The sequence below is a fragment of the Blautia sp. AF19-10LB genome, assembly GCF_003461245.1.
In the GTDB taxonomy this organism is placed as follows: Bacteria; Bacillota; Clostridia; order Lachnospirales; family Lachnospiraceae; genus Blautia_A; species Blautia_A intestinihominis.
Window position 1 is genome coordinate 17662 of sequence record NZ_QTWS01000017.1, and the last position, 19998, is coordinate 37659.

At 43.8% G+C, this 19998-nt stretch carries 17 protein-coding genes; all 17 read left to right on the forward strand.

Features of this window, described 5'->3' with window-relative positions:
• Positions 1 to 46: 46 nt before the first annotated feature.
• The 17 genes from DWX28_RS10485 to hisS all read left to right on the forward strand — a co-directional run bounded on the left by DWX28_RS10485 (position 47) and on the right by hisS (position 19988).
• The gene (locus DWX28_RS10485; RefSeq protein WP_044960653.1) at positions 47 to 1261 is read left to right on the forward strand and encodes a site-specific integrase; all 1215 of its coding nucleotides are present in this window, start codon (positions 47 to 49) and stop codon (positions 1259 to 1261) included.
• A 215-nt stretch (positions 1262 to 1476) separates the two neighbouring features.
• Complete coding sequence (locus DWX28_RS10490) at positions 1477 to 1953, forward strand: low molecular weight protein-tyrosine-phosphatase (protein ID WP_118252648.1); 477 nt, start codon at positions 1477 to 1479, stop codon at positions 1951 to 1953.
• 249 nt (positions 1954 to 2202) lie between these two features.
• Complete coding sequence (locus DWX28_RS10495) at positions 2203 to 3129, forward strand: DUF5688 family protein (RefSeq protein ID WP_118252649.1); 927 nt, start codon at positions 2203 to 2205, stop codon at positions 3127 to 3129.
• Positions 3130 to 3198: 69 nt separating this feature from the next.
• Positions 3199 to 3963: an N-acetylmuramoyl-L-alanine amidase gene (locus tag DWX28_RS10500; protein WP_022214376.1), complete on the forward strand. Its 765-nt coding sequence runs from the start codon at positions 3199 to 3201 to the stop codon at positions 3961 to 3963.
• 20 nt (positions 3964 to 3983) lie between these two features.
• Positions 3984 to 4574, forward strand: a complete 591-nt coding sequence (locus DWX28_RS10505; RefSeq protein WP_118252650.1) for a YdcF family protein — start codon at positions 3984 to 3986, stop codon at positions 4572 to 4574.
• A 316-nt stretch (positions 4575 to 4890) separates the two neighbouring features.
• On the forward strand, positions 4891 to 6588 hold the full coding sequence (locus DWX28_RS10510; RefSeq protein WP_243002407.1) for a hypothetical protein: 1698 nt from the start codon (positions 4891 to 4893) through the stop codon (positions 6586 to 6588).
• A 64-nt stretch (positions 6589 to 6652) separates the two neighbouring features.
• The gene (locus DWX28_RS10515; protein ID WP_022214373.1) at positions 6653 to 7003 is read left to right on the forward strand and encodes a TIGR04086 family membrane protein; all 351 of its coding nucleotides are present in this window, start codon (positions 6653 to 6655) and stop codon (positions 7001 to 7003) included.
• 76 nt (positions 7004 to 7079) lie between these two features.
• On the forward strand, positions 7080 to 7220 hold the full coding sequence (gene scfA / locus DWX28_RS10520; RefSeq protein ID WP_015541285.1) for a six-cysteine ranthipeptide SCIFF: 141 nt from the start codon (positions 7080 to 7082) through the stop codon (positions 7218 to 7220).
• A 94-nt stretch (positions 7221 to 7314) separates the two neighbouring features.
• Complete coding sequence (scfB, locus tag DWX28_RS10525; RefSeq protein ID WP_173905078.1) at positions 7315 to 8679, forward strand: thioether cross-link-forming SCIFF peptide maturase; 1365 nt, start codon at positions 7315 to 7317, stop codon at positions 8677 to 8679.
• 24 nt (positions 8680 to 8703) lie between these two features.
• Complete coding sequence (gene secD / locus DWX28_RS10530) at positions 8704 to 11130, forward strand: protein translocase subunit SecD (protein WP_118252651.1); 2427 nt, start codon at positions 8704 to 8706, stop codon at positions 11128 to 11130.
• A gap of 83 nt (positions 11131 to 11213) precedes the next feature.
• Positions 11214 to 12926 carry a single-stranded-DNA-specific exonuclease RecJ gene (gene recJ / locus DWX28_RS10535; RefSeq protein ID WP_118252652.1) on the forward strand — a complete coding sequence of 571 codons (1713 nt, stop codon included), beginning with the start codon at positions 11214 to 11216 and terminating at the stop codon, positions 12924 to 12926.
• A 114-nt stretch (positions 12927 to 13040) separates the two neighbouring features.
• The gene (locus DWX28_RS10540) at positions 13041 to 13565 is read left to right on the forward strand and encodes an adenine phosphoribosyltransferase (protein WP_022214369.1); all 525 of its coding nucleotides are present in this window, start codon (positions 13041 to 13043) and stop codon (positions 13563 to 13565) included.
• Positions 13566 to 13630: 65 nt separating this feature from the next.
• Complete coding sequence (locus tag DWX28_RS10545; RefSeq protein ID WP_118252653.1) at positions 13631 to 15964, forward strand: RelA/SpoT family protein; 2334 nt, start codon at positions 13631 to 13633, stop codon at positions 15962 to 15964.
• A gap of 26 nt (positions 15965 to 15990) precedes the next feature.
• On the forward strand, positions 15991 to 16620 hold the full coding sequence (locus DWX28_RS10550) for an MBL fold metallo-hydrolase (RefSeq protein WP_022214367.1): 630 nt from the start codon (positions 15991 to 15993) through the stop codon (positions 16618 to 16620).
• Positions 16592 to 18142 carry a coproporphyrinogen dehydrogenase HemZ gene (hemZ, locus tag DWX28_RS10555; protein WP_118252654.1) on the forward strand — a complete coding sequence of 517 codons (1551 nt, stop codon included), beginning with the start codon at positions 16592 to 16594 and terminating at the stop codon, positions 18140 to 18142. Before DWX28_RS10550 ends, hemZ begins: the two co-directional genes overlap by 29 nt.
• Before the next feature lie 22 nt (positions 18143 to 18164).
• Entirely contained in the window at positions 18165 to 18725 is a 561-nt protein-coding gene (locus tag DWX28_RS10560; RefSeq protein ID WP_118252671.1) for an HD-GYP domain-containing protein, read from the forward strand.
• 12 nt (positions 18726 to 18737) lie between these two features.
• Entirely contained in the window at positions 18738 to 19988 is a 1251-nt protein-coding gene (gene hisS, locus DWX28_RS10565; RefSeq protein ID WP_118252655.1) for a histidine--tRNA ligase, read from the forward strand.
• Positions 19989 to 19998 lie beyond the last annotated feature (10 nt).

The window sequence follows — 19998 nt, forward strand, 5'->3', positions numbered from 1 at the left end:
TACCTATATCGTGCTAGGGCTTCTTCGTAGAAAGGGGCGAAGACGTTTGGGTAAAACAAAACGTGACCAAAAACGACGAGATAAAAAAGGTCGAATTTTACGAAACGGAGAAAGTCAGAGAAAAGATGGAAGATATGCGTTTGTATATACAGATTGTTATGGAAAGCAGAAGTTTTTGTATAGTTGGAAATTAGAGCCAACAGATTCTCTGCCAACTGGATGCAGACCATGCTTAGCTCTAAGGGAAAAAGAAAAAAATATCCAAAGAGATTTACATGATGGTATAGTACCTTACGGAGGAAATTTAACAGTTTTGGATTTGGTTCAAAAATATATTGGACAAAAAAAGGGGGTTCGTCATAATACTCAGGCGAACTATGATTTTGTGATCAATATAATAAAAAAAGAAGAATTCGGAACCAGAAGAATAGATAAAATAAAATTGTCGGATGCAAAAGCATGGTTTATTAAGCTGCAAGCAGATGGAAGAGGATACAGTTCCATTCACAGTGTGCGTGGAATTGTAAGACCTGCATTTCAGATGGCAGTTGAAGATGATTTACTGCGCAAGAATCCTTTTGAATTTCAATTATGTACAGTTGTCGTAAATGACAGTGTTACAAGACAGGCAATTACAAAAGAACAGGAAGAGTTATTTCTGGAGTTTATCCGAAATGATGACCATTACTCAAAATACTATAATGGAATGTTTATTTTGTTTAAGACTGGACTTCGTATTTCTGAGTTTTGTGGATTGACAGTGAAAGATATTGATCTTCAGGAGAGAAAAATCAATGTGAATCATCAGCTTCAGAGAACCAGAGGAATGCAGTACGTCATTGAAGATACCAAAACTTCAAGTGGAACACGAATGTTGCCGATGACAGATGAAGTTTATGAATGTTTTGAACAGATTGTGAAAAACCGTAAAAAAGTAAGGGTTGAGCCGATTATAGATGGATATAGTCGATTTTTATTCCTGGATAAAAAAGATATGCCTGAGGTAGCACTCCATTGGGAAAAACATTTTCAGTGGGCGTTAGGAAAGTATAATCGTACTCATGAGGAACAAATGCCAAAGATCACGCCTCATGTATGTAGGCATACATATTGTTCCAATATGGCGAAAGCTGGAATGAATCCGAAAGCACTCCAATATTTAATGGGACATTCTGATATAGGGGTTACGTTAAATGTATATACGCATCTGGGATTAATTGATGCAAAAGAAGAGATGAATAGGATTGCAAAACTGGCATAGTATGATAAAATAATAGAAAAAAGAATTAAAAATAATCTGATTATAAGGTTCTTAGAGAGCCTGTTTTCCAGGCTGGTTATTACTAAGAAGTTACTAAATTTGGATAAGAAAATATACGAATTTATGCTGTGATATACAGGAAAATGACAGGATTGAAGATTATCGGAAAATGCCTGTAAACAGCGTAAATACAGCATTTCAAGGAGTTTTAAGCAATGATAAGAGTGTTATTTGTTTGCCACGGCAACATCTGCCGTTCCCCAATGGCAGAATTCGTCTTCAAAGACATGATCAACAAAAAACAACTGCAGTCTGATTTCTATATTGCGTCTGCTGCGACGAGTACGGAGGAGATCTGGAATGGAATCGGGAATCCGGTTTATCCGCCGGCGCAGAGAGAGCTTGCAAAGCATGGGATTTCCTGTGAGGGCAAGCGGGCGGTGCAGCTTAAGAAATCGGATTATGATAAATATCATTATCTGATCGGGATGGAAGGCGTGAACAGGAGAAACATGCTGCGGATCCTTGGCAGTGATCCGGAACACAAAGTAAGTCTTCTGCTGGATTATTCAGACCGGCCGAGGGATATTGCAGATCCGTGGTATACGGGAAACTTTGAGCTGACATACAGAGATATTGTAGAAGGATGCGAGGGATTTCTGGAATATCTGAGGCGCAAAGGCTCTATATAAAATAAACAGTAATATTTGTCAGTATGCAGAATGGACAAATACCTTCGAAATAAGTTTAGATTCTTTTTTATTCAACGACATTCAACATCGACGGGGAGAATTTGTCGATGAAAACTTCTTTACACACATTTCAAATCTGTATATACTGTTCATACAGCAACTCTTAAAAGGGAGCAGTCAGGCTCCCTTTCTATCTATCATTTATCAGGGGCGTTCGCCCGAACATTCAGAAAGACGAGGAAATTAAATATGGAAATGACATACGAAAGTTTTGTAGAAACACTTCGTTCAGAGTTACTTGAAGCGACAGGATACGATGAGGAGATGATCTGTTATAAGCAGGAAACGGAATATCCACCTACATCGGGGGATCGGCTTCTATTGAAGAGACAGCGGAATGAGGAAATCATGGAAGTCTGTGCGTTGTATGTGCAGGACCTGTTCAGGGAATATCAAAATGGCTGGAGCATGGAAGCGATTGTGCGGGAGATCGTTGAGCGGCTGGATGCGATCGCAAGATCAGAATGTTTTCAGCGCTCCAGAAATCTTGAGGATTATGATAAGATAAAAGAGGACTTGTTTATCCGTCTTTTAAATATAGAAAAAAATCAGGTAGAACTTGAAGACTGTATTTACAGAACGATTGGCGACATTGCACTGGTGCTTTACGCGAGAATGGGAGAACTGAATGGCAGCAGTGCAAGCATCAAGATTAAACGACACATGTTGGAAAAGTGGGAGCAGGAGCCAAAACAGGTTTTTGAGGAAGCTTTGCTGAATACATATTTTATTTCGCCACCAAGGATCTATTGCTGGGAAAAGCTGATTTTTGATCCGGATTATGCAGGAGAGAATTTCATGAACCTGTTATGTGATTACAAGCTGAAGAAAGATGTACTGGGGAACTGTCTCAGTACGACAATCCGGACGAATGGAGCTGTGGCAATTTTTCTGCCCGGTGTGGCAGAGCGGATCGGGCAGCTGATGGGGGGAGGATTTTATATGGTGTTTACCAGCATTCATGAGGTGATGATCCACAATGAAAAGAGTGCAGATCCGGAAGAATTGAAAAAGGTTCTGGAGGATACCGTGAATGAAACGACTCCGCCAGAAGATTTTCTGACATATCAGATTTATCATTATGATCTTGAGACAGGATCATTTAGTGTCTTGTGATACAAACGACAGTGCCAAATGCCGGGTGGATGCATATAATATTAAGAAAGGATTTCTGGAGGAAAGACTTTGGCGTATAAAATTGTGCTGGATGCAGGCCATGGTGGTACAGACCCAGGTGCTATATATAAGGAAAGAAAAGAAAAAGATGATAATCTGGAATTGACGCTGGCAGTGGGCAAGATCCTGGAAGACAATGGGATAGATGTGGTGTATACTAGAACTACAGATATTTATCAGACACCTTTTGAGAAAGCGAAGATTGCAAACGAGGCGGGTGCAGATTATTTTATTTCTTTCCATAGAAACAGCAGCCCGGAGGAGAATCAGTATCAGGGAGTAGAAGTGCTGGTATATGATAAGAGTGGAATCAAATATGATATGGCGCAGAATATTGTGGGAGCCCTGGGTGAACTTGGATTCAAAGAACTGGGGGTCAATGCGCGGCCGGGTCTTGTCGTTCTTCGTAAGACCAGGATGCCGGCACTTCTGGTGGAGACAGGATTTCTGAATTCAGATGAGGACAATAAGCTGTATGACGAGAAACAGAAGGAAATTGCGGAGGCGATCGCGACATCTATTCTTGGAACCCTGAATGATGAGACGATAGAACAGCCATTGTATTATCGGGTTCAGACAGGAGTTTTCCGGCGTCGCGAAAATGCAGACAGGATGCTGTATCAGCTGACAGATCAGGGATTTCCTGCATTTTTGCTCTATGAAGGTGATCTGTATAAGGTTCAGGTAGGAGCTTTTCAGCAGATCGGCAATGCGATCCAGATGGAACAGAGACTCCGGGACGCGGGATACAGTACGATAATCGTTACAAAATAAAACACAGACAGGAGAAATTTATGTACGAGAAATTTTTGGAGGAAGTAGGAAACTTTGTTTTTATGGAGAATCAGCCGGAATCGGCGGATATTATTTTTGTTCCGGGAAACAGTTACCCTTATATGGCAGAAAAAGCGGCAGAGCTTTATCGACTGGGGCTGGCGCCGATGGTTCTTCCAAGTGGAAGATACAGTATTTCTGCAGGAAAGTTTTCCGGAGTGACAGGAGAGGCAGAGAAATATAATGGAGCCTACCAGACGGAATGGGAATTCCTGAAGGATGTACTGATGAAAAACGGCGTGCCGGAGAATGCCGTTTTAAGGGAAGACGAGGCAACTTTTACATGGCAGAATGCACTTTTTTCGAGAAAAGTGACAGATCAGGCCGGATTAAAAGTGAAAAAAGCAATTTTGTGCTGCAAGAATTATCATGCCAGAAGAGCATTTATGTATTATCAGAGGGCGTATCCGGAAACAGAATTTCTGGTATGCCCTTGCTCTGTGGATGAAATTACAAAAGAAAACTGGAAACTGACTCAGCATGGAATTGATGAAGTGCTGGCAGAGATAAAACGAATTGTCAGCCAATTTCAGATAATGATGCAAAAATAAATCCCATAATTTGTAAATTCTAAAAATAATTTAGGGGTGTCGAAAAAAGCAGAACTGTGATATAATACGTGTGTCGTAAAAGAAAATATTATGTTACGAAATATTTACAAAAAGGTAAAAGGTTGGTATATTGAAGTTTGGCATATCTTGAAAAAAGTAATGTCAGAATATTTGAATTAAATTTACTTATAGATAGAATATAACTGAGCGGATTTTATGGACGGGCAATGAAATGAATTATAACATAAGCACATCTGGTCAGGATAAATTGTTGATCATTTATATAATGTTTAGAATAGATTGAGGTAGAATAATTATGAAAAATAATAATAAAAATATGCATCTTTTTGCAATTGCAGCTCTTGCAGCAACTCTTATGGCAGGACAGGTTTCAGTTTCACCGGCTTATGCTGAGAGCACATCTGTGCAGTTAAGCAGTCTGATCCCGGATAACGTGACCGTAGAACAGCCAATGCCGCTTTCTGATATTTCACTTCCGGACAGTGAGTATGGAACACTTTCCTGGGTAGATTCATCCAGCGTGCCGTCTGAAAGGGTGCAGTCGTATGATGTCGTATTCAAACCATACGATTCTTCTGTGTTGTCAAAAATTTCCGGATGGGATGGAGAATCTGACGCAATTTACAGCACTGTGACAGTGGTTGTAAGTGGAATGGAATCAAATTCAGAGGAATCTGATGAGTGGAATGAAGATTCTTCGGAGAATTATGACGAAAATTATAACGATTCCGAAACAGAAAATGACGAAAATCAGGATAATTATGACGAAAACCAGGATTCTTCCGACGCAAATGAGGGGCAGAAGGAAGATTCAGCAGAGGATGACCAGAAAGCAGCACCAGAAGTAACAGCAGCTCCGGCTGAAGAAGAAAGCTCTGAGAAAGAAGCAGAAATCACTGAGGAGCCGTCAGAAGAAGCTGATGGTGAGTCAGAAACAACCAAAACAGATACAAAGGAAGAGCAGAAATCCGAAGAAAACAACAAAACAGAAGATACTGCCGAAGAAGATGCGAAGGTCACTCCATCTGAAACACCGGAGGTAACTGAGACACCAGAAGTAACAGAAACACCGGAGGTAACTGAGACACCAGAAGTAACAGAAACACCGGAAACAACCGAGACACCAGAGGCAACAGTGACTCCGGAAGCTGACAAGGACAATATCTTTGATGGTGCAGACAAGGATATCAAAGAGGATAACCGTTCTACAGATTTTGAGGAAGATCTGACTGATGCTCAGAAGGCAGCACTTGCTGAAGAAAATCACAGTACAAATGGAATTACCGTATCAGGAATCGACCTGCCGTACTATGTTCAGTTCCGTGTTGCCAGTGGAGATGATTATGAATTTACCAATGAATCTGAGGCAAATGTCTTCCAGTCCTACGAGTTTGAACTGTGGGATCTCAAGAATGATACAGAATATGAGGTTCCGGATGGAGAATACGTCAGTGTGACAGTTCCGGTTAAAGCCGGCTACAGCTATACGATCGAACATCTTCTGGACAGCGGAGCAATGGAAACAATTGTGCCGAGTGTAGATGGAAGTACCATGATTTTCAGCACACATTCTTTCAGTCCGTTTGGAATTGCAGGAAGTAAGACTCTGGTTGGTGAGAAAATTGAGGAAGATGGCTACGACACAGCAGTAGTGACAGAAACTCCGGATGCTGCCGGTTCAGCGGATCTCACACCAGTAGCAGATGATACAAATGATTCAGCAGCCGCTGATACAGCAGATACAACTACGACTACAGACAGTTCAGCGGCAGATACCACGAATACAGAAGTTACATCTGCACCGGAGGACAGTACTGCACAGACTTCTTCAGATTCTTCTGACGAAGATGAGAACAGTGAGGAAGATAACAGTAGTTCTGTTAAAGCGGTACATACAGGAGATACGACCAGCATTCTTCCATTTGTGATCCTTGCAATTGCAGCAGCAGCTATCGTTGGTGTGATCGTTTATCTGAGAAAAAGAAAAAAATAATAAATAAATCCGAGGGAATATACAGGTGATCCTTTCATATAATCTATATGGGAGGGTTGCCTGCATGAAAATAAAAGCAGTACTCAGATCTTTGTTTCTGGCGTATGCGCTGACAGGAATATGTCTTTTGCTTCTTGCATTTCTTGTATTCCAGATGGATATCGGGACAGGTCCGGTCACGGTTGGGATTATCGTGATTTATGTGATCTCCTGCATGGCTGGTGGATTTCTGGCGGGAAAGATCACCAGGAGAGAGAAATACCGCTGGGGCGCCCTGGTAGGTCTCTCTTATTTCATACTTTTGGGAACTGTTTCTTTTATTGTGAGCGGAAGCTGGGATATGAGCCCGGGACATATGATAACAACGCTTTGTATGTGCCTTGGAGGAGGTACTCTTGGAGGCATGCTATCTTAAGAAAAAAATGCTTTTAATTGAGCAGGATTTATGCTATACTATGCCCAGATAACTATACATAAGGAGGTATGATAATATGGAACATATCAAAACATTGAATACAAAGAATCTGCAGAACACAGTGAAAAAAGGTGGATGTGGTGAATGTCAGACATCTTGCCAGTCTGCTTGCAAAACTTCCTGTACTGTAGGAAATCAGAGCTGCGAGAACAAATAAAGCAAGTTCAAAGCAATCAGTTAAGCAGCGGAGTGAAATCCGCTGCTTATTCTTATGATTAAAAAGTTTTTATAATGAAAGGATTTTCAGAGAGATGAGTCTGATTCACAGATATCAGAACAATGGATACAATATTGTTCTGGACATAAACAGTGGATGCATCCATCTGGTAGACCTGGTTACATACGAAGTGCTTCCATATATGGAAGAAGGATTGAACGCAGAGGAAATTGTTTCCAAATTAAAGGATCGTTTCCCGGAAGAAGATATCCGTACTTCTGTTTCCGAGTGCGAGAAACTTAGGGAGCAGGGAATGCTCTTTACCAGAGATGCATATGAGAATGTAATAGAAGAATTTACCAAGAATCGACAGACCGTAGTTAAGGCTCTGTGCCTGCACATTGCCCATGACTGTAATCTGGCCTGTCGATATTGTTTTGCCGAAGAAGGAGAATATCACGGAAGACGTGCGCTGATGTCCTTCGAGGTTGGAAAGAAAGCACTGGATTTCCTGATCGCAAATTCCGGTTCAAGAAGAAACCTGGAAGTTGATTTCTTTGGCGGTGAGCCGCTGATGAACTGGCAGGTGGTCAAGGACCTGGTTGCCTACGGAAGAGAACAGGAGAAACTTCATAATAAAAAGTTCCGTTTCACACTTACCACGAATGGTGTCCTTCTCAACGACGAAGTGATGGAGTTCTGTAACCGTGAGATGGGAAATGTTGTTCTCAGCGTAGATGGCCGTAAGGAAGTACATGACTTCATGCGTCCGTTCCGCAAGGGAGCCGGAAGCTATGACCTGGTCATTCCGAAATTCCAGAAATTCGCAGAATCCAGAAATCAGGACAAGTATTATGTAAGAGGTACTTTTACTCATCATAATCTTGATTTCTCCAATGACGTTCTGCATCTGGCAGATCTCGGATTCAAGCAGATCTCTGTAGAGCCTGTAGTTGCGGCTGACACAGAGGATTATGCGATCAGAGAAGAAGATATCCCGCAGATCAAGGAAGAATATGATAAACTGGCAAAGGAAATGATCGCCAGGGAAAAGGCCGGCAAGGGCTTCAATTTCTTCCACTTTATGATCGACCTTACCGGTGGTCCTTGTGTGTACAAGCGTCTGTCCGGATGTGGTTCAGGAACCGAATATCTGGCGGTAACTCCGTGGGGCGATTTTTATCCATGTCATCAGTTTGTTGGTGAGGAACAGTTCCTTATGGGAAATGTGGACGAGGGAATCACAAGACCGGAGATCCGCTGCGATTTCAGCAAATGTAATGTATATACAAAGGAATCCTGCAAGGACTGCTTTGCAAGATTTTACTGCAGTGGCGGATGTGCTGCCAATGCTTATCATTTCCAGAAAGATATTAATGGCAATTATGATATCGGATGCGAACTTCAGCGTAAGAGAGTGGAGTGCGCGATCATGATAAAGGCCGCATTAGCGGAATAAAATAATTCAGGAAAGGAAAGAACGATGAAGAAAAACAGAGCAATCGTTGCGCTGCTCCTGACCGCCATTATCACAGTCTTTCTGTGTTACACGGCTGGGATTGGCCTCGGACCAACAGGAACCGGTGCAGCAAAGAACATCAAGACCGGTCTGGACCTGTCAGGTGGTGTCAGCATTACCTATCAGGCAAAAGACAGCAACCCAAGTGCTGAAGACATGTCAGATACTGTATACAAGCTCCAGAAGCGTGTAGAACAGTACAGTACAGAAGCACAGGTGTACAAAGAAGGAAGCGACCGTATTGCAGTAGAAATCCCAGGAGTAACAGATGCAGACCAGATCCTCAATGATCTTGGTAAACCTGGTTCTCTGTGTTTTATCACACAGACAGACGATGACGGTAATGCAAACTTCTCAAGCACAGGAAGCGGTTATGCGCTTGCAAGAAGTCTGGATGAGATCCGCGAAGCAGGATCAGTAGTACTGGAAGGTACAGATGTGAAGGATGCCCAGGGAGGCGCTTTCCAGTCTGACAAAAACAGTTCCAGAGAATATGCTGTCAGCCTGACTCTTACAGATGAAGGTAAGACGAAATTTGCAGAAGCAACAGAAGCAAATGTCGGAAAACAGATTGCAATCGTTTATGATAACCAGATCTTAAGTGCTCCGAAGGTAAATGAAGCAATCACCGGAGGACAGGCACAGATCACCGGTATGTCAGGTGTAGAAGAAGCACAGAATCTTGCTTCCTATATCCGCATCGGTTCTCTGAGTATCGAACTTGAAGAACTCCGTTCCAGCGTAGTAGCAGCACAGCTTGGTGAGGAAGCAATTTCCACCAGCGTTATGGCAGGTTTGATCGGACTTGTGATCGTCATCATCTTTATGATCCTGATGTATCGTGTTCCTGGTGTGGTTGCAGGTGTAGCACTGGTTCTGTATACAGCGATCGTGCTGATCACACTGAATGCATTTGATATTACACTTACTCTTCCAGGTATCGCGGGTATCATCCTTGGTATCGGTATGGCGGTGGATGCCAACGTTATCATTTACGCACGTATCCAGGAGGAGATCGCAGCAGGAAGCTCCGTGAGAACTTCCATCAAAGCAGGTTTTGCCAAAGCGTTCAGCGCAATCCTTGATGGTAATGTTACAACTCTGATCGCGGCACTGGTCCTGATGTGGTTAGGTTCCGGTACGGTTAAGGGATTTGCATACACACTGGCTATTGGTATCGTAGTTTCTATGTTTACCGCACTGGTTGTGTCAAGACTGATCGTAAATGCACTGTATGCAGTAGGTGTCCGTGATCCGAAATTCTACGGAAGTGCAAAACAGCGTAAATTTGTTGATTTTGTTGGAAAGCGTAAAGTATTTTTCATTATTTCCATTATCCTGATCCTGAGCGGTCCGGTTGCAATGGTGGTTCATCATCAGACTGGCGGAACAGCATTAAACTATGCACTTGACTTCTCCGGTGGTACAGCTACAACAGTAACATTCAACGAAGATATGGATATCAAGCAGATCGATTTTGAAGTTACACCAGTTGTAGAAGAGGTTACAGGAGACAAGAATGTACAGCCGACCAAGGTATCTGGAACAAATCAGGTAGTGATCAAGACACGTACTCTGTCACAGGAAGAACGTGAGAAACTGGATCAGGCTCTGGTTGAGAACTTCGATGTAGATGACAGCCTGATCACAACAGAAAGTATTTCTGCTACTGTAAGTTCTGAGATGAGAAGAGATGCGATCGTTGCAGTTCTTGTTGCAACACTCTGCATGCTGGTATACATCTGGTTCCGTTTCAAGGATATCCGTTTTGCGAGCAGTGCGGTCCTTGCACTTCTCCATGACGTTCTGGTTGTTCTTGCATTCTATGCGATCTCCAGAATTTCTGTAGGTAATACCTTTATTGCCTGCATGCTGACAATCGTTGGTTATTCTATTAACGCAACGATCGTCATCTTTGACCGAATCCGTGAGAACATGCATGGAAGAAAGAATCCGGATAATCTGGAGCAGATCGTAAACGATAGTATCACACAGACACTGACAAGAAGTATTTATACTTCCTTTACAACCTTCGTAATGGTTGCAGTACTGTACATCCTTGGAGTATCCTCCATCCGTGAGTTTGCAGCTCCTCTGATGGCAGGTGTGATCTGCGGTGCATATTCTTCTGTATGCATTACAGGTGCACTGTGGCTGGTAATGAAGCGCCGCCAGGGCAAAGCCGTGGCACAGGCAGCGCTGGCTGGCAAGACAGCAGGTTCCAGCAAATCTTCTACAAAACAGCCGACCAATACAGCACAGAACAATCAGCCTTCCAAGAAGGATAAGAATCAGCCGAAGAAGAAAAACCGCAAGAGAGTTGCAGAACGTCTCGCAGCTCAGGAAGCAGCGGCAAAAGAAGCGGCAGATAACGAAAACAAAACAGAATAATCAATAAATAAACCATATTCCCGGGCAGGATATCTGTTCCGGGAATATGTATTTTATGGAAGAAGACACAGGGAGAAAGAACTATGGGAAAATGGGTAGTCTGCGCGAAACGTGCAGATTTTCAGAAGATCAGCCAGGAATTCGGGATCGATCCGGTGATCGCAAGACTGATCAGGAACAGGGATGTAGAAGGAACAGAAAATATCCGTTCCTATCTTTATGGGACATTAAAGGAACTTCCATCACCGTGGCTTTTGAAAGACATGGACAAAGCAGTGGAGATCCTTCAGGAAAAAATAAAAGAACACAGAAAAATCAGGATTATCGGGGATTATGATATAGACGGCGTTACCTCGACCTGCATTCTGCTCAAAGGATTCCAGAGACTGGGGGCGGATGCGGACACCTATATTCCGGACAGGATCAAAGATGGATATGGAATCCATGAACAGCTTATCCAGAAAGCAGTGGAGGATGGGATTGACACGATCGTCACCTGTGATAATGGAATTGCAGCTTCGGCAGAGATCGCGGATGCAAAGGAACGTGGCCTGACGGTAGTTATCACTGACCACCATGACATTCCATTCCAAGAGACAGAAAATGGAAAAGAATGGATCATACCGCCGGCAGATGCGGTGATCAATCCGAAACAGGCAGACTGCGCATATCCGAACAAAAACCTCTGCGGGGCAGTCGTTGCATGGAAACTGATCTGGGCATTATATGAAAAAAATGGAATCTCACAAAGTGAAGTTCTGGATTTTACAGAACTGGCAGCTGTTGCGACCGTTGGCGATGTCATGGATCTGCAGGGAGAAAACAGGATCATCGTAAAAGAAGGTCTGAGACAGCTTTCGGCGACACATACACCGGGACTTCGGGCACTGATCCGTGCGAATAATCTGGATGGTGCGGAGATCACGGCATATCATGTAGGTTTTGTGCTTGGACCATGCATCAATGCCAGCGGACGTCTTGACACGGCTGCGAGGTCACTGGAACTTCTCTGCGAAACAAACGAAGAAAAGGCAGCAGAGCTGGCGGGAGATCTTCTTGCCCTGAACCAGAGCAGAAAGGCAATGACAGAAAAAGGAAAAGAAGAAGCCATCCGCCTGATCGAAGAGACGGGCTTAAATGAGGACCGTGTGCTGGTGGTCTATCTTCCGGACTGTCACGAAAGTCTTGCAGGTATCATTGCGGGCAGGATTCGTGAAAAGTATCATAAACCGGTCTTTGTTCTCACAAAGGGTGAAAACTCTGTCAAGGGAAGCGGCCGTTCCATAGAAGCGTATTCAATGTACGAAGAAATGGTCAAATGCGGAGATCTTCTGATCCAGTTTGGCGGACATCCGATGGCAGCAGGACTTTCTATCGAAGAAAAAAATGTTGAACTGTTCCGAAAACAGCTGAATGCAAACTGTACTCTTACAGAAGAAGAACTCCGTCCAAAGATTGTGATCGATGTGCCAATGCCGGTTTCTTATCTTTCCAGGGAACTTACAGAGCAGTTAAAAATTCTGGAGCCGTTTGGCAAAGGAAACACCAAGCCGATTTTTGCACAAAAGGGGTTACGGGTTTTAAACTTAAGGATTTTTGGGAAGAATCAGAATGTGGCAAAGATGAAACTGGAGGATCAGACCGGCATGCAGATGGATGCGGTATACTTCGGAGAAGCGGAGAAATTTGCGGATTTTGTACGGCAGCAGGAGGAGATTTCCGTGACATATTACCCGGAGATCAATGTATATCAGGGACGTGAAACCCTGCAGGTTGTCATTCGCAACTACTGTTAAAAGTCGAAAATCCCTGTATTTTCACGACTCTTGTCGGGTTAGACATTGATTCCATCAAAAAAAAGTGATATACTGATTACCTAGATTTATACAAAAAGTCGGAGGTACGCATATATGAAAAGAGTAGAGGATTATGTAAGAAGCATTCCGGATTTTCCGGAACCGGGCATTATTTTTCGTGATATAACAAGTGTTCTTCAGGATGCGGATGGTTTACAGCTTGCAATTGATTCCATGCAGGCCTGTCTTAAGGATACAGAGGTAGATGTGATCGCAGGAACAGAATCCAGAGGATTTATCTTTGGCGTGCCGATTGCATACAATCTTCACAAACCATTTGTACCGATCCGTAAGAAGGGCAAACTTCCGTGCGAAACTGTCTCACAGAGCTATGATCTGGAATATGGCAGTGCCACGATCGAGATGCATAAGGATTCCATCAAACCAGGACAGAAGGTTGCAATCGTAGATGACCTGATCGCAACAGGCGGTACTATCGAAGCTGCGATCAAACTGGTAGAGGAACTTGGCGGCGAAGTAGTCAAGGTTGTTTTCCTTATGGAACTTGCCGGACTGAAAGGCAGAGAAAAACTTGCAGGCTATGATGTAGCTTCTGTCATCAAATACGATGGCAAATAATGTAGAAGTAACCCGATAAGAAGCACAGATACAAAATCTAAACGATGGCAGGCAGGTGGGAGAGAATGGCAGAGAAGAAACAAAATGCACAGCCTGAGAAGAATCTGGATCAGGTAGAAAAAGAAAAACTGGAATCTGTAAAACGGGCAGATGCGGCAGTAAAATCCATGAATGATTTTACAAGCCCGGAAGTCTTATACGATGAGCTGATCTCCAGCGTAAAGAAATATCATCCTTCTACGGATATTTCTATGATAGAGAAGGCATACGAAGTTGCAAGAGAGGCACATAAGGATCAGAAGCGAAAGTCAGGAGAGCCGTATATCATTCATCCGCTGTGCGTTGCGATCATCCTTGCCGATCTCGAACTGGACAAGGAAACAATTGTTGCAGGTCTTCTTCATGATTCTGTAGAAGATACCTGGATGACCTGCGAGGAACTGGAGAAGGAATTTGGCGCAGAGGTTGCGCTTCTTGTAGATGGTGTAACAAAACTGGGACAGTTGAGCTATTCCTCAGACAAGGTAGAACAGCAGGCAGAGAACCTTCGTAAGATGTTTCTTGCCATGGCAAAGGATATCCGTGTAATCCTGATCAAACTTGCTGACCGACTTCATAATATGCGTACCCTGCAGTATATGAGACCGGAGAAACAGCAGGAAAAGGCAAGAGAGACCATGGACATCTATGCACCGATCGCCATGCGTCTTGGTATTTCCAAGATCAAGGTGGAGCTGGATGACCTGTCACTGAAATATCTCAAACCGGATGTATATTATGATCTTGTGGACAAGGTCGCTCTTCGTAAGAGTGAACGCCAGAAATTTGTCAATAATATCGTAAGCCAGGTCAAGCAGCATATGGACGATGCCGGAATCAAGGCACAGGTGGATGGAAGAATCAAGCATTTCTTCAGTATTTACAAGAAGATGGTCAATCAGGACAAGACGATCGATCAGATTTATGATCTGTTTGCAGTCCGTATTCTGGTAGATACAGTCAAGGACTGTTATGCAGCCCTTGGCGTCATCCATGAGATGTACAAACCGATCCCGGGCAGATTCAAGGATTACATTGCCATGCCGAAGCCAAATATGTACCAGTCCCTGCATACCACACTGATCGGACCAAATGGACAGCCATTTGAGATCCAGATCCGTACTTTCGAAATGCACAAGACAGCAGAATATGGTATCGCTGCACACTGGAAATATAAGGAATCTTCCGATGGCAAACTGCCGGTAGATAAGCGCGAGGAGGAGAAGCTGAACTGGCTCCGTCAGATCCTTGAATGGCAGAAGGACATGTCCGATAACAGGGAGTTCATGAGCCTTCTCAAGAATGACCTGGACCTTTTTGCGGACAGTGTTTACTGCTTTACTCCGCAGGGAGATGTCAAGACTCTGCCGAATGGTTCCACACCGATCGATTTTGCGTACAGTGTACACAGTGCGGTAGGAAACCGTATGGTAGGTGCGAGAGTAAACGGCAAGCTTGTCCCGATCGAGTATCAGATCAAGAATGGTGACCGTATTGAGATCATCACTTCGATGAATTCCCAGGGACCGAGCCGTGACTGGCTCAAGATCGTCAAGAGTACACAGGCAAAGAACAAGATCAATCAGTGGTTCAAGAAAGAACTTAAAGAAGACAATATCCTCAAGGGCAAGGAAATGCTGACACAGTATGCGAAGTCCAAGGGATATAAGATCAGTAATTATACCAAATCACAGTTTCTGGAATCTGTTATGCGCAAGTATGGTTTCCGTGACTGGGATTCTGTGCTGGCAGCAATCGGACATGGCGGACTTAAGGAAGGCCAGGTCTTCAATAAACTACTGGAAGCTTATGAGAAGGAAAATCAGAAGCATCTTACTGATGAGCAGGTCCTTGAGGCGGCCGGTGAACAGCAGGAGAAGCTTCATATAACCAAGAACAAGGGCGGAATCGTAGTAAAGGGTATCCATGATGTTGCAGTCCGTTTTTCCAAGTGCTGCAGTCCGATTCCGGGAGATGAGATCGTAGGTTTTGTCACAAGAGGCCGTGGAATCACGATCCACAGGACGGACTGTGTAAACGTTCTGAACATGTCAGAGACAGACCGTTCCCGTCTGATCGAGGCAGAATGGCAGCCAACAGAGAACAAAAGCTCTGAGAAATATATGGCAGATATTCAGGTATTTGCCAATAACCGTACAGGTCTTCTGGTAGACCTTTCTAAAGTGTTCACAGAACGTAAGATTGATATGCGAACGATCAACAGCCGTACCAACAAGCAGGAGAAAGCCACAATTTCCATCAGCTTTGAGATCGGAAGCAAGGAAGAACTGGCGTCTCTCATTGAGAAACTCCGTCAGATCGAGAGCGTACTTGATGTAGAACGTGGAACTCCAGGCTGATGAACGATATATAGGAGAAAGAGTGCATGAAAAAACTGGAATTACAAAAATGCATTGTCGGAAGTGTATACACAAACTGCTACTTCCTCAAAAATAAAGAAAATGGTGAACTGCTGATCGTGGATCCGGGAGATGCGGCGGATACGATCGAGCGCAAAGTTTCCGAGATGCAGGGCAAGCCTGTCGGAATCCTTCTGACGCATGGTCATTTTGATCATATCATGGCAGCAGATGAGGTAAGAAAGAAATACAATATTCCAATCTATGCAAGTGAAAAAGAAGAGACAACACTTCTGAATCCGAAGGTGAATCTGTCAGTGTTTGGTCATGGAAGCTGTACACTGGATGCGGATGTTTATCTTAAGGATCTTCAGACCGTAGAACTGGCCGGATTTTCAGTACAGATGATCGAGACACCGGGACATACTGTTGGAAGCTGCTGTTATTATCTCAAGGATGAGGGTGTGCTTTTCAGTGGCGACACCGTATTTCAGGGATCAGTAGGAAGAACGGATTTTCCGGAGGGCAGCACAGCAGCAATCGTCAGAAGCCTTCATCGTCTTCTGGATGCACTGCCGGATGAGACAGAGGTATATCCGGGGCATGATGCATCGACAACAATCGGTTATGAAAAGAGGTACAATCCATTTGTATAAGATTGATATACTTTTTCTTGATAAAGAATTTGAACATGATATTTATGAACTGATCCGTGCTTTTTATCCAGGAAGTGAAATCACTTCTTCCTATGATGAGAGAAAGGAAGGCTGTGATCTTTATTTCCGGATCGAAAAGCAGGATGAGTCCTGCATGATCCGCTATGAGGATCATGAGAACAAAGGTGTGACAAGTGCAGAATTTGTAGAAGGGCAGTCTTCGGATGCCCTTGTTTCTTGTTCGGCGTCAGAAGATGCTGATGCGAAAGAACAGGCACATGCAATCCGTAAAGAACGCAAGGACATCGTGAAACTGGCACTGTACAGGTTATTGGTCAGCCTGACGGGCAAAACCCTTCCATGGGGAAACCTGACCGGGATCCGTCCGGCGAAGCTGGCAATGGGACTTATTGAGTCCGGAATGAAAAACACAGAAGCAGCGCAGGAAATGAGAGACCGCTACATGGTCAGCCCCCAGAAAACTGCACTGGCGATCACGATCGCAAACAGAGAGCGGGAAATCCTGAAGGACATTGATTATGAGAATGGTTACAGTCTTTATGTCGGAATCCCGTTCTGCCCGAGTATCTGCCTTTACTGTTCTTTCAGCTCTTATCCGCTGAAACAGTGGAAGGACAGGGTAGATCTGTATCTTGAGGCTTTGTGTAAAGAAATCAAAGCTGTCTCTGAGATTATGAGACAAAAGGGTAAAAAACTGGACACTGTCTACATCGGAGGCGGAACACCGACTACTCTGGAACCAGAACAGCTGAAAGTCCTGTTTGATTCCCTTATGGAACATTTTGACTGCGAGCACCTTGTGGAATTTACGATCGAGGCAGGAAGACCGGACAGTATCACCAGAGAAAAACTGATGATGATCCGAAATTACCCTGTCACGAGGATTTCTGTAAATCCACAGACCATGAACCAGGAGACACTGGATATCATCGGACGCAGACATACGGTACAGGAAACAGAGCAGGCGTTTAAACTTGCAAGAGAGTGTGGCTTTGATAATATCAATATGGACCTGATCGTGGGACTTCCAGGTGAGGACAAAGCGATGGTGGAGCATACATTAGAGGAAGTCAGACGGCTTGCACCTGACAGCCTGACGGTACATTCCCTGGCGGTAAAGAGAGCAGCGCGCCTGAATATGTTCAAAGACAAATATCAGGAAATGACGTTTGAGAACAACCAGGAGATCATGGATATGACCATGAAAACAGCCTATGAAATGGAAATGGGACCTTATTATCTGTACAGACAGAAGAATATGAAGGGTAATTTTGAAAATGTAGGCTATGCAAAGGTTGACAAAGCCGGGATTTACAATATACTAATTATGGAAGAAAAACAGCCGATCATTGCCCTTGGCGCAGGCGGCTCATCCAAACTGGTCTTTGACCATGGCAGACGCATCGAGCGTGCAGAGAATGTCAAAGACGTAACTAATTATATTTCCCGTATCGATGAAATGATAGAAAGAAAACGTGCAGGAATACAGAAATGGCTCTAGGCAGGAGGTATATACGTTGGAAATGACACAAGAAGAAGAGATAAAGTCCCCGGACAGGCTTCTGGAATTTGATCTGTCTGCCGAACTGAATCACGGAATTGCGGTCAGTAATCTTGCGTATGCGGTAGCGAAGGAGCTGGGGCAGGATGAGGAGTTCTGTTATCAGCTTGCCATTGCAGGAATACTTCATGATATTGGCAAACTGAAACTTACAGGATACATTAACGGACAGGAAAACGATCCGCTTCTGATCGAGGAACTGAAATATGTCAGGATGCATTCGACACTTGGTTATGAAGAACTGAAAGATCAGGATTATTCGGAAACAGTTCTTCAGAGTATCCTTTATCACCATGAGAATTATGACGGAAGTGGATATCCATCCAATCTGTCCGGTGACAGTATTCCCCTGGGCGCCAGGATCCTGAGAGTCTGTGATGTATATGCAGCACTGATCTCAGACAGACCTTACCGCAAGGCATTTGATGTAAGCAGTGTGATAGAGCTGATGATCGATGAGATCAAAAACTTTGATATGGAAGTTTTTCTTGCATTTCAGAGAGTGGTACATGATAACAAATAACAGGAGGACAGCATGGCATTAAAGAAAAAACCGGTAACCGGTATGAAAGATATTTTACCAAAGGAAATGGAGATCCGTAATTATGTGATGAACATGATCCGTGAAACTTACGGCAAATTCGGATTTACAGCAATTGAGACTCCGTGCGTGGAGCACATCGAGAATCTCAGCAGCAAACAGGGTGGGGAAAATGAGAAACTGATCTTCAAGATCCTCAAACGTGGAGAAAAACTGAAACTTGATACAGCAGAGTGTGAGGCAGATCTGGTAGACTCCGGACTTCGTTATGACCTGACTGTACCGCTTTCCAGATATTATTCCAACAATGCCAGCCAGCTTCCGGCACCATTCAAGGCACTGCAGATGGGAAATGTATGGAGAGCAGACCGTCCGCAGAGAGGCCGTTTCCGTCAGTTCATGCAGTGTGACATCGATATTCTTGGTGAGTCCACATACCTTGCAGAGATCGAGCTGGTCATGGCGACTACCACACTGCTTGGCAAACTGGATTTCCATAACTTCACGATCCGTATCAACGACAGAAAGATCCTCAAGGCTATGGCACAGTACAGCGGCTTCCCGGAAGAAAGCTTTGATACTGTATTTATCATTCTTGACAAGATGGACAAGATCGGTCTTGAAGGCGTAGCAGAAGAACTCGAAAAAGAAGGCTTCAGCAAAGAAAGCATTGATACATACCTTAGTATGTTCAAAGAAATCACTTCTGACATTGAGGGCGTACGCTACTGCAAGGAGAAACTGAAAGATGTCCTTGATCCGAAGGTTGCAGAAGATCTGGAAACTATCATCACAGCAGTAGATTCTGTAAAGAACGCAGATTTCAAGATCTCCTTCGATCCGACTCTGGTTCGTGGAATGTCTTACTACACAGGTCCAATCTTTGAGATCGCAATGGATGAATTTGGCGGCTCTGTCGGCGGCGGCGGACGTTATGATGAGATGATCGGTAAATTTACAGGTCAGAATACATCTGCATGTGGATTTTCCATCGGATTTGAGAGAATCGTTATGCTGCTTCTGGAGAGAGGATATGAGATCCCGACAAGCGCAGCCAAGAAAGCATATCTGATCGAGAAAAACATGCCGGCAGACAAACTTCTTCCAATTCTGAAACAGGCAGAAGAAGAGCGTAAGAACGGCGTTCAGGTCAATATTTCTATCATGAAGAAAAACAAGAAATTCCAGAAGGAACAGATGACCGCAGAAGGATATACAGAATTTGTAGAATTCTTTAATAAATAATATAAATGCT